Raw genomic sequence first — 11,705 nt, forward strand, 5'->3', positions numbered from 1 at the left:
GGCGGACCGCTGCGCACCCTCACCAAGGTGCGCACCTACCTGCAGGCCGTGCGCCTGCTGCACTTCCACGCGTACAGCCACGCCGACCAGGTCCCGCGGCTCACGCGCGGTGCCGACGTGTCGTTCGCGCCGAACGTGTCGTTCCGCAACGCCGAGCGGATCACGATCGGCGCCGGCACCCACATCGGCGAGAACTCGCTCGTGTGGGCCGGCAACGCGACCGGCCGCATCACCTTCGGCGAGAAGTGCCTCCTGGCGCCGAACGTCACGGTCACCGCGTCCAACTACGGCATCGTGCAGGGCACCCCGGTGATGGACCAGGCGAAGGTCGAGCGCGACATCGTCATCGGCCGCGACGTGTGGCTCGGAGCGAACGTGGTCGTCACGGCCGGAGTGACGATCGGCGACGGCGCGATCGTGGGCGCCGGAGCGGTGGTCACCAAGGACCTCCCGGCGAACTGCATCGCGGGCGGCGTCCCCGCCAAGGTCATCGGGCAGCGACCGGAGGCGACCGGTGCCTGAGTCGGCGAGCACGACGGGGTCCGCGAGCGCGACCGCCGTCGACACGAGCCTGGCGATCGTCGTCGTCAGCTACAACACCCGCGAGAAGACGCTCGCGTGCCTGGACTCGATCCCCCGCGGCGACGCTCCGACGCCCCCGCACGTGATCGTGGTCGACAACGGCTCCGCCGACGGCAGCGCCGAGGCGATCCGCGCGGCGCACCCCGAGGCCACCGTGATCGAGGCGGGCGACAACCTCGGCTTCGCGCGCGGCGTGAACCGCGGAGTCGCGGCCGCGACCGAGCGCTACGTGCTGCTGCTGAACCCGGACACCCTCGTGCTCGACGGCTCGTTCCGCGCGCTGCTCGACTTCGCCGTCGCGAACCCCCGCTACGGGGTCTACGGCGGACGCACCCTGCGACCGGACGGCGCGGTCGATCCGTCCTCGTGCTGGGGCGCCCCGAGCCTGTGGTCGCTCCTGACCTACGCGACCATGCTCTCCACCGCCTTCCGCGGCAACCCGCTCCTGGATCCGGAGTCGCTCGGCCGCTGGCAGCGCGACACGGTCCGCGAGGTGCCGATCATCACCGGCTGCCTGCTGCTGATGGAGCGTGCGCAGTACGAGCGCGTCGGCCGCCTCGACGAGCGCTTCTTCCTCTACGGCGAGGACGCCGAGTTCTCGATCCGCGCCCGCCGTGCGGGTCTGGCACCCGTGATCGTGCCGACCGCCGTGATCGTGCACGACGTCGGAGCCTCCACGCGCGACGCCGCGACCGAGGGCAACTCGGGCCGCAAGATGTGCATGGTGATGGCCGGCAAGGCCACGATGATCCGTCTCGCCTGGAAGCCGCTGCCCGCCCGCGCGGGCATCGCCCTGCTCCAGGCCGGTGCGCTCGTGCGGACGGTTCTCGAGACGGCGACGCGGCGCAAGCGTCGCGCCTGGACCGAGGTCTGGCAGCGCCGCGCCGACTGGCGCGTGGGGTACCCGGAGGCGGAGCGCACGCTCTTCGGCCGCGTCCCCGGCACCGGTGCGGCCACGGAGGCGGCCCGATGATCGCCGGCGGCACCCGCACCCTCCGCTCGCGGCTGCGCACCCGGCTGCGCGGCCTCCTCACGCCCGAGAGCGCCGTGAGCCGGCGCCTCGTCGTCGAGGCGGAGCCCGCGTTCCGCACCCGGTACGCGAACCCCTACAACGCGCGCCTCTACACGGCGATGACGGCCGAGGGAGCGCTCGTGCGCGACCTCTCGTGGTTCCGTTTGCTGACCTCGAAGATCGACATCGTCCACCTGCACTGGCCGGACCTCACGTTCCTCAGCGGGATCCGCCGCTACCGCGTCGTCGCCCGCCTGGTCTTCTTCTTCGGCTTCCTCCGCATCGCCCGGCTCCGCGGCACGCGCCTGATCTGGACCGCGCACAACGTGACCTCGCACGAGGAGCGGGCGACCCCGTTCCTGCGGAACTGGTACCGGCGACTGCTGACCGAGAACCTCGACGCGATCATCTGCCTCTCGGAGGAGGGCGTGTCGGCGATCCGCGTCTCTTACCCGGAGCTCGCCCACGTGCCGGCGTTCGTCACCCCGCACGGGCACTACCGCCACGACTACGACTTCTCGCCGAGCCGCGCCGAGGCGCGCGCGGAGCTCGGGCTCGACCCCGACGCCCGCCTCGTGGTGTCGGTGGGCCAGATCCGGCCGTACAAGAACATCCCGACCCTGATCGAGCAGTTCCGCGCCCGAGAGGACGACGGCACGCTGCTCGCGGTCGCCGGCAACCCGGCGCGCGGACCACTGCGCGGAATGATCGAGGAGGCCGTCGGCGGCGACCCCCGCATCCGCCTGGAGCTCGCGTTCCTCAGCGACGAGCGGATCGCGCTCTGGCTGCGCGCGAGCGACCTCGTCGTGCTGCCCTACTCGGCGATCCAGAACTCGGGATCCGCGATCCTGGCCGTCTCGGCCGACCGCCCCGTCCTCGTCCCGGATCTCGGGTCGATGCACGAGCTGGCGGCCCTCGTGGGCCCGGAGTGGGTGCGCCTCTACCGCGGCACGTTCGACCGCTCGGTCCTCGACGAGGCGCTCGAGTGGCTCGACACGCGCGAGGCCCCCGAGCGGGCCGATCTGGCGGAACTCGAGTGGGACGCCATCGCGCGCTCCACGATCGCGGCGTACCGCCTCGTTCTGGGGGTACGGCCTCGGCGTGTCGGTGCGGGATCGGCCCCTGTTCGTCACGAAGTGGAAACCTCGCGCCGCTAACTTAGGCGCTCGAAGCCCACTTCCACTCCTCCGTCCGGCCCCGAACCGGACGGTCGTCGGCCCTCGCTGCCGACGAGGCGCTCACGACCGCCCGACAGCGGCCCGGCGCATCCTCCCCACCCGATGCACCCGGTGCACGCACGCCCACGACCACGCACGACCAGCACGACCAGCACTGACAGCACAGTGCGCAGCCCCTCCACCGCACGACAGCCACTCGCACCGCCCGCCCGGAACGCAGTGACGCGTACGCCGGGGCCGCACCCTCACCGGGGCGGCCCCGGGCCGCCGAACGATCACGAGGTCCTCCTCGCTCCCGGGCACCGCCCTCGCCCTCACGAGTCGATCGGACGACACCCATGCCCAGAGCAGCCCACTCCCGAACAGCACTGTCGAGAACAGCACCCTCCAGAACCTCCCCGCGCGGATCCCTGAGCGCGGTCCTCCTCGCCCTCGTGGTCCTCGTGGCGGCGCTCGTCACCGCTCCCGCCGCCACCGCGGCGGTGCCCGACCGCTGGACGTCCCCGACCGGCACCGGCACCGCCTGCAGCCAGGCCGCGCCGTGCGCCCTCTCCACCGGCGTGCAGAGCGCCCCCGCGGGCAGCACCGTCCGCCTCACGACCGGCACCTACCCCGACGCGACCCTGCGCGGCGGCAAGGCCACCGCGGCCCAGCCCCTCGTCGTCACCGCCGCTCCCGGGGCCTCGCCCGTGCTCACCCGCGTCAAGAGCTACGTGGCGAACATCGTCTGGTCCGAGATCACCGTGTCGACGACGTTCTACCTCTACGGCGCGAACCAGAGCATCGAGTCCGCCCACTTCGACGGCGGCGGGCTCTTCGTCCGCAACGACGGCGCGGTCGTCCGCGACTCGCTGTTCGAGAACGGCTCCTCCATCGACGGCATCCAGGTCGGCGGAGCATCCGACGTGCTGATCGAGGGCAACACCGTCCGCGACTACGACCAGGACAAGAACAACGGCCTCCACGCCGACTGCATCCAGGTGTTCGAGAGCACCGGTGTCACCCTCCGCGGCAACACCCTCTCGAACTGCTACAACGCGGGCATCATCTTCTCGCCAGGCGCCGGGGACGGAATGAGCGACATCACCGTCGAGTCGAACTTCGTGCAGAGCTGCGTCGTCAAGACCGCGCAGTGCCGCGGAGGCTCGGCCGCCGACTTCCGCGAGGTCACGGCCAGCGACCTGCTCATCCGCAACAACACCTTCGTCGACGGATCGCTGCGCGTCGGGGGCGCGACGAACACGGTCTTCGATCGCAACATCGTCAGCTACCTGGCCGCGTGCGACAGCCCGATGACGAACACCATCGTGTCGTCGTGGAACACGAAGCTCTGCAAGGCGCCTGCGCTGCTGAACGCGCAGGGCAACATCCAGGGCAGCCCGCGCTTCGTCTCCGAGGACACCGGCGACCTCCGCCTCGTCGACGGCGACGAGGCGCTCATCGAGGGCTGGGGATCGACGGCCCCCGCCGCGCGCGACATCGACGGCTCCGCCTTCTCGCGGAACACCGCCGGAGCCCACGCGGCGAAGGCCGGCGGACCCGCGCCGACCCCCTCGGCGACCGCGACGGCGACCGCCGCCCCGACCGCCTCGCCCACGGCGACCGCGACTCCGACCGCGACCCCGACGCCCACGCCGACCGCGACCGTCCCCGTGCCGGTCCCGACGTCGACCACGCCGATCCCGGCTCCGACCGAGGAGCCCGGAGCGACCCAGCCGCCCGCCGTCGACACCACCGCTCCCGAGGTCGCGATCACGTCGCCCGTCTCGGGTGCGGTGATCCGGGGCATCACCACCGCCACGGTGACCGCGACGGACGACACCGCGGTCACGGCGGTCGCCTTCTACCTCGGCAGCCTGAAGGTCGGCGACGCGACGGCCACGACCGGCACCACCTGGGAGCTGACGACGACCACGGCCGGCCTGCGCGGGACCTTCCCGCTCACCGCCCGGGCGACCGACGCCGCCGGCAACACCGGCATCAGCGCTCCGGTCACCATCACGCTCCGCTAGCACGGCGTCCCGGCGAACGGCCCGGTCCCCTCCCCTGCGGAGCGGGCCGGGCCGTTCGGCGTCCCCCTCCCACGACCCGCTCCGCCCGTCAAGGTCGAGCGCGCAGCGGAGGCGGGCCGTAGCGTCGGAGTCCCGCGGCCGTTCCGAGGACGCGGCGAGAGAGGCCACTGATGAGCGAGAACGAGCAGACCGGTCCCGTCATGGACGGCGCCGAGGACGCGAGCAACGACGAGAAGCTGAGCGGCCTCGTCGAGCAGGTCGACCAGGACCACGGCGCCGAGGGCGCGGGAGCCATGGCCGACGAACTGCGGGAGCGCGCCGACGAGACCGACACGGAGATCGTCGCCGAGAAGGAGTGACGGCACCGCTCCCGCGCCGCACCCTCAGCGCGGGAGCGCCGCCCTCGCCCGGTGCAGGAACACCGCCGTCATGATCGCGCGGGTGCGCGCGGGGGACGCGTCCAGCGGACCCAGGATGCTCTCGATCCGCTCGAGCCTGTCGTAGAGGGTCTGCCTCCCGATGCCCAGGGCCACCGCGGTGGCGGTCTTGCCGCCCCAGAGCGAGGCGTAGGTCTCGAGCGTCACCAGCAGGTCGGGCCGCTGGGCGAGGAGGGGGCCGAGGAGGTCCTCGACGAAGTCATCGGCAGCGGGGGCGTCGCGCAGTGTGCTCGCGAAGCGCTCGAGCCGGTGCTGCCGCGCGTCGACGACGCGGCCCGGGAGCGCCCACTCCCGCACTCCCCGCACCTCGGCGAGCTCCCGCGCGAGCGAGCGCTGATCGCCGATGCCGCTGCCCACGCACACGGGCCCCGCTCCCTCGACCCCCTCCAGGAGCACCGCCCGGGCCGCCTCCATCGCCGCCGCGCTCGCGAAGGGCAGCAGGGCCAGCAGCTCGGTGCCCACGACGCTCAGCACCGGCTCCGACTCGGCCACGGCACGCAGCGCGCCGCGCACCTCCTGCAGCGACCGCTCGTCGTGCCCGGCGTCGGCCGACACCCCGAGGTAGCGCTCGCGCCCGCCGGCGCCGAGTCGCTCGAGGAACGCGTCGACCTGGAGGTCCATCGACGGCGGCTGCTCGGTCGCGGTGAGCACGGCCACGAGCTGGGCCGCGAGGCGCTCGGCGATCGCGGGCGGCCGGTGCCGCAGGACCGCGATCGCGAGCACGTCAGGGGCGCGATCCAGCGCGACGGCGACCGGGTGCACGTCCGCGTCGGCGTGCGCCCGGAGGTAGAGGGTGCCCAGCAGGGAGTCGCCCGCCCGAAGGACGCCCGAGAACGCGCCCGCCGTGCGCGTCGTGTCGACGCCGCGGCCGGGCTCGGCCCGCGCAATCGGCTCGCCGGTCGGCGAGACGAGGGAGGCACTCGCTCCGGTCTCCGCGGCGACGACCTGCAGCAGCTCCTCGACGCCCGCTTCGGCGGCGGCCGCCTCGCCGAGCAGACCGGACAATCTGTCCGCCAGGCGCAGACTCCGGAACTTCTGCTCGGTGAGCGCCGTGTTGATGCTCTCGCACACCTGGACGAAGGGGACGCGGCGGGAGAGCGAGAGCACGGGCAGGCCGTGCTCGAGGGCGGCGGCCACGAGCGGTGCCGGCACGGAGGGGAGCCGGGTCGACAGCTCGATGGCGAGGGCACCGATCCGAGCCGCGACCAGGGATTCCACGTACCGCCGGCACTCCGCCGGATCCTGCTCGAGTGAGAGGTTCACGCCCTCCATGAGCAGGAGCTCCCCGCCCAGGAGGAGCGGCCCCACGTCGAGCTGCTCGCTCGCGTGCGCCCAGCGGATCAGGGAGCGCTGCGCCTGGGGGCCCCCGGCGACCACGACGGGCAGGGCGGCCGACAGGCGGGGGTCGCGGAGCGCATCCGCGAGCAGGTAGGCCATGCAGAACGTCCTCTCGCGTCACGGCGAATTTACACGGGTGCGCGGCGCGCGAAACCGCTCGGGAGCAGAGTGGGCTCATCCGCCGACCGCGTGCACGCTCCCCCGCCGCCCGGCCACTCCTGCTCCACCTCACTCCGAGAGGACCCGCCATGAGCACCGACGCCCTGCACGGCACCACCGATTCCGAGGAGGCGCTCGCGCCCCTCCCCGACTCCCGGCGCACCGCCCGGATCGACGGCCAGTTCTGGATCTGGGCCGGGGCGAACATCGCCCCGATCAACTGGGTCCTCGGCGCACTGGGCGTGAACATGGGCCTGGGCCTCTGGGACACCGTCACCGTGCTCGTGCTCGGCAACGTGGTGGGCATGGCGGTCTTCGGCTTCTTCGTCCTCCTGGGGCAGCGCACCGGCGTGACGGGCATGCTGCTGGGCCGGGCGGTCTTCGGCCGCCGCGGCAACTACGCCCCCGCCGCCGTGCAGGCGGTCGTGGTGATCGGATGGTGCGCCATCAACACCTGGATCGTGCTCGACCTCGTGATCGCCCTGCTCGGCTCGGTGGGTCTGGTCGATCCCGAGGCGTCGAACGTCGGCTGGCGGATCGCCGTCGCGGCCGTGATCATGGCGATCCAGGTCGCGATCTCTTTCCTGGGCTACCGCGCGATCGCCGCGTTCGAGCGCTGGACCGTGCCGCCGACCCTGGTGGTCCTCGCGGTGATGTCGATCGTCGCGTGGTTCTTCCTCGACATCGACTGGTCCTACGCCGGACCCGCCGAGGGCGCTCTGACCGGCGGTGACCGCCTGGCCGCGATGTCCATCGTGATGACCGCCATCGGCATCGGCTGGGGCCTCACCTGGCTCGCCTACGCCGGCGACTACTCCCGCTTCGTCAGCCCGCGCGCCTCGCGGCCCAAGCTCTACTTCGCCAGCGTGCTCGGCCAGTTCATCCCGGTCGTCTGGCTCGGCCTGCTCGGCGCGACGCTCGCGACGAAGAACGGCGGCGTGGACCCGGGCGAGCTCATCGTCGACAACTTCGGCGCCCTCGCGATCCCGGTGCTCCTGCTCGTCGTGCACGGCCCCATCGCCACCAACGTCCTCAACATCTACTCGTTCAGCATGGCCACCCAGGCCCTGGACGTGCGCCTGGGCCGCCGCACCCTGAGCCTGATCGTCGGCGTGCTCGCCTTCGCCGCCTCCGTCTTCTTCGTCTTCCAGGACGACCTGGCGACCACGCTCGACGCCTGGCTGGTCGGACTCGTCGGCTGGGTCGCTCCGTGGGGCGCGATCGTGCTCGTGCACTACGCCGTCTTCGAGAAGCGCGTGCGCTCGTTCGGCCACCTCTTCGCCCCGGTCGGCTCGCCGCTGCTCCCGGACGTGCGCTGGCGCGCCCTGCTCTCGTTCGCCATCGGCGCGACGCTGACCTGGATGTTCATGAACGGCTCGGTTCCGGCGCTGCAGGGCCCGGCCGCGACCGCTCTCGGCGGCATCGACGTCTCGTGGCTGGCGGGAGCCGTCTCGGCCGGTCTGGCCTACCTGCTGCTCGGACGCGGCGACGCCGACGAGTGGGTGCAGCGCCGCGAGGCCCTGGAGCGGTCGCCGCGCGCGGCCGAGCCGGTCCTCGGGTAGCCGGCCCCGTCACTCCGCTCCTCTCTTCTCTCTCCTCCACGACCCGCACCACCGCACCACGAACGGAACCGCCATGCCGCTGCTCATCACCGACGCCTCCGTCATCACCATGGACCCGCTCTCGGGTGCCGTGCCGATCACGGCGAGCATCCGCATCGTCGACGACGTGATCGTCGCGATCGGTCCGGGGCTGGCGCCGGAGCCGGGCGACGAGGTGATCGACGGCCGCGACCGCCTGGTCACCCCCGGCTTCGTCAACACGCACACCCACTCGTGGGAGTACCTCTACAAGGGGCGCTACGACAACCTGCCGCTCGAGCTGTGGATGCTGCTCTCGTACCCGATCCTGGGCGACAGTCGCGTCGCTCCTGACCTGGTGCGGCTGCGCTCGTCGCTGTTCGCGCTCGAGTCGCTGAAGGCGGGCGTGACGACGCTGGTCGACGACGTGCTCGAGAACCCGGATCAGGACGCGGCGCAGCTGGCCGCGGTGTTCGACGCGTACGACGAGATCGGGATCCGGGCGAACATCTCGGGGCATGTGATCAGCAAGCCCTTCTTCGAGACCATGCCGTTCCTCGAGGAGCTGCTGCCGGCCGACGTCCTCGAGTCGGCGCGGGCGGCGTCGCGGCCGACGACCGACGGGTACCTTGCGTTCAGCCGCGAGGCCTTCGCGACCCAGCACGGACGGGGCGGCGGGCGGCTGCGCTACATGGTCGCCCCCTCCGCGCCCCAGCGGGTCGCGCCCGAGCTGCTGGTCGGAGCGACCGAGCTTGCGCTCGAGCACGGCGCGGAGTGCCACATCCACGTCCTCGAGACGAAGACCCAGCTGGTCACCGGGCAGGAGTCGTACGGGGGCACCCTCGTCGAGTACATGGAGCGGATCGGGGCCCTCTCGCCGAACACCACGTTCGCGCACGGCATCTGGCTCACCGACTCCGACATGGACCGCGTCGCCGCCGCCGGGACCTCGATCTCGCACAACCCGCTCTCGAACCTCAAGCTCGGCTCGGGCATCGCGCCCTGGCGCGCCCTGCACGACGCCGGAGTGAACCTGGGCCTGGGCACCGACGGCTGCTCGAGCAGCGACTCCCCGCGGATGCTCGACGTGATCAAGGCCGCGGCGCTGCTGCACAAGGTGACCGACCCCGATCTCGCCTCGTGGCCGACGGTCGCCGAGGTGCTGACGGCGGGCACGATCGGGGGCGCACGGAGCGCCGTTCTCGACGGGGTCACCGGCAGCATCGAGGTGGGCAAGCAGGCCGACCTCGTGCTGTTCGACCTCGAGACGCTCAACTTCACGCCGCGCCAGCGACTCGAGAACCAGCTCGTCTACTCCGAGAACGGCTCGTCGATCGACACGGTCATCGTGGCGGGCCGCGTCGTGGTCTCGGGCGGCGAGTCGACCACCGTCGACGAGAGGGCGCTGCGCGCGGATCTGACGGCGCAGCTCGGGGACATCGTCGCGTGGCAGGACTCGCTCGACGCCTCCAACGGGGTGCTGACGGAGCCGTTCCACCGGATGTACGAGCGGGCGATGGCGCGCGAGGCGTCGATCGACCGCTTCAGCGGGCGGCGCCTGGTCTGACGCCGCGACCGGACTCCCACCTCCGGCTCGCAGGAACCCGTTCGGCTCGCAGGAATCCCCGGATTCCGCGAGCCGATCGCCGTTCCGCGAGCCCGGGAGGACCGCGCCGGCCGAGGGCGGCTCGACGGCGCGTGCGCCCGTCCGGATCACCTGCTCGCGGCGCCGCTCCGAGCAGCCACGGCGCGTCCGATCGGCCCGCGCCCCGTCAAGGGGGTCAGCGATCCGGAGGAACACTCATCGGGAACATGCGTTCGAAGGCCGCGATTATGGTCGCTGCAGAAGCGCCGGAGACGTGTCCGGCCGTTGCCCCAGAGGCCCGACGTCCCCGCAGTGCCGCGGATCGGAGCGGTCCTCCGCCCGACCTCGACGCCCAGAAGGACGCCCCGTGCCGACGACCCCCGCGAGCCGCCGCCCGCACCGCTCAGGTGCGGGGCAGGCCGGCGAAGTTCGCGGCGCTGAGCTCCTGCACGGCGGGCAGCTTCGCGAGGATCGCGGACGAGACGGCGTCGCGGTCCGAGAGGACGCGCTCGAGCGCCTCTCCGACGCGCGTCGCGAGTCCGTCGCCGGGCTCGACGCACAGGTAGGGCAGCTCGAACATGGCCATCAGGCCCTCGACCTTGCCCTGCGTGGCGAGGGTGATCGCGGGCACGCCCTTCATCAGGGACATGATCGCCAGGTGCATGCGACCGGTGACGGTCACGGTGGCGCGCTCGGTGAAGCCGCGCACCTCGGCCGGGCTCAGGACGTCCTCGACGAAGGCGACGCCGGTCGTGTCGGGCAGCGCGGCGTAGACCTTGCGGCAGGCCGCGAGGTCGTCGGGACCGTGCTTGATCACGTGCGGGAGCAGCACGACGGCGAGGCCGCGCGCGCGCAGGCCGCCGATGATCTCGACGTACGCGCCGGTCTGATCGGTGTCGATCAGGCCCGAGACGTTGACGATCGCGATGCCGGCGCTCGTGTCGAGGGCGTCGAGCTCGGTGCTCGCCCGCTCGCTGTCGACGGAGCGGGCCGAGAAGACGATGTCCGCGGAGGCCTGCGCGTCGAGTCCGTCGCGTCGAGCGCGCTCGACCGACAGCGGGTCGCGGAGGAAGAGCGTGGTGCCGGCGCGGTCGGCCGCCCGCAGCTCGGCGAGCGCCGCCGGGTGCGCCTTGCCGTTCCAGCTGAAGCCGAGGACGCGCGTGTCGACTCCCGCCGAGGCGGCGCTGCGCGCGACGACCGCGCGGCTGGTCGAGGCGCGGAAGTTGTAGGCGCCGTCCATGATGTCGGCGCCGACGATCGAGACGGACGCGGTGCCCGGGAGCATGGAGCGGAAGCGGCGGAGGTCGCGCACGAAGCTCGGAAGTCCGCCGTAGAGCAGGGTGCCCAGCGAGACGATCTCGACGCGGTCGGCGTGCTCGGCGGGAACCCGGATGTCGCCCGGGTAGCGGGTGATGACCGTGATCGGGCCGGCCACGTTCTCGAGGAACGCGCCGACGAGCGCGGCGTCGCCGATGTTGCCGGCACCGGGGGGCGCGATCAGGATCGCGCGACCCTGGGCCGCGGCCTGCGGAGCGCGGCGCGCCCGGCGCAGGCGGGCGGCGTCGACGAAGACGGCCCGGGCGCCGAGCGACAGCACCGCCGGGCTCTTCAGGAGCGGAGCCGTGCGCTTGCGCACGCCTCCGAGGATCGTCCGGACTCGCGAACCCGTTCCGCTCACAGCACTGCCGTTCCCGGCCCCGTCTCGGAGCCGTCCTCGTCCTACGCCGGTGCGGGCGTTCGCCGCTCCGGTTGGTCCAGGCGGGCGCTCGAGCGCTCGTCCCCCAGGGGTGGTCGACCGCCGGGGACGCTCCCGCCGCGCCCA

The 11,705-nt window shown here is 72.7% G+C and carries 9 protein-coding genes; 7 read left to right on the plus strand and 2 right to left on the minus strand.

What is annotated here, in order from left to right; genetic code table 11:
• The 5 genes from IOC53_RS17865 to IOC53_RS17885 all read left to right on the plus strand — a co-directional run.
• On the plus strand, positions 1-522 hold a 522-nt coding region (locus IOC53_RS17865; protein WP_307786250.1), incomplete at its 5' end, for an acyltransferase.
• On the plus strand, positions 515-1,555 hold the full coding sequence (locus IOC53_RS17870) for a glycosyltransferase family 2 protein (protein WP_207407861.1): 1,041 nt from the start codon (positions 515-517) through the stop codon (positions 1,553-1,555). The genes IOC53_RS17865 and IOC53_RS17870, both read left to right, overlap by 8 nt.
• Complete coding sequence (locus IOC53_RS17875; protein ID WP_207407863.1) at positions 1,552-2,751, plus strand: glycosyltransferase; 1,200 nt, start codon at positions 1,552-1,554, stop codon at positions 2,749-2,751. The genes IOC53_RS17870 and IOC53_RS17875 overlap by 4 nt, the downstream gene beginning before the upstream one ends.
• Before the next feature lie 455 nt (positions 2,752-3,206).
• Complete coding sequence (locus IOC53_RS17880; protein ID WP_207407865.1) at positions 3,207-4,784, plus strand: right-handed parallel beta-helix repeat-containing protein; 1,578 nt, start codon at positions 3,207-3,209, stop codon at positions 4,782-4,784.
• 170 nt (positions 4,785-4,954) lie between these two features.
• Entirely contained in the window at positions 4,955-5,143 is a 189-nt protein-coding gene (locus IOC53_RS17885) for a hypothetical protein (RefSeq protein WP_207407866.1), read from the plus strand.
• Positions 5,144-5,167: 24 nt separating this feature from the next.
• On the opposite strand, the gene IOC53_RS17890 is transcribed toward IOC53_RS17885, so the two are convergent.
• Entirely contained in the window at positions 5,168-6,658 is a 1,491-nt protein-coding gene (locus tag IOC53_RS17890) for a PucR family transcriptional regulator ligand-binding domain-containing protein (RefSeq protein WP_207407867.1), read from the minus strand.
• A 149-nt stretch (positions 6,659-6,807) separates the two neighbouring features.
• On the opposite strand from IOC53_RS17890, the gene IOC53_RS17895 reads away from it, so the two are divergent.
• Both IOC53_RS17895 and IOC53_RS17900 read left to right on the plus strand, forming a co-directional pair.
• Entirely contained in the window at positions 6,808-8,280 is a 1,473-nt protein-coding gene (locus IOC53_RS17895; protein WP_207407868.1) for a cytosine permease, read from the plus strand.
• Positions 8,281-8,353: 73 nt separating this feature from the next.
• A complete protein-coding gene (locus IOC53_RS17900) occupies positions 8,354-9,865 on the plus strand; it encodes an amidohydrolase family protein (protein ID WP_207407869.1) in 1,512 nt (503 codons plus the stop codon).
• A 421-nt stretch (positions 9,866-10,286) separates the two neighbouring features.
• Here the strand turns inward: IOC53_RS17900 and IOC53_RS17905 are convergent, their stop codons facing one another.
• Positions 10,287-11,519: a polysaccharide pyruvyl transferase family protein gene (locus tag IOC53_RS17905; RefSeq protein ID WP_207407870.1), complete on the minus strand. Its 1,233-nt coding sequence runs from the start codon at positions 11,517-11,519 to the stop codon at positions 10,287-10,289.
• Positions 11,520-11,705: the final 186 nt, after the last annotated feature.

Source organism: Rathayibacter sp. SD072 (assembly GCF_017355185.1).
Lineage (GTDB): Bacteria > Actinomycetota > Actinomycetes > Actinomycetales > Microbacteriaceae > Rathayibacter.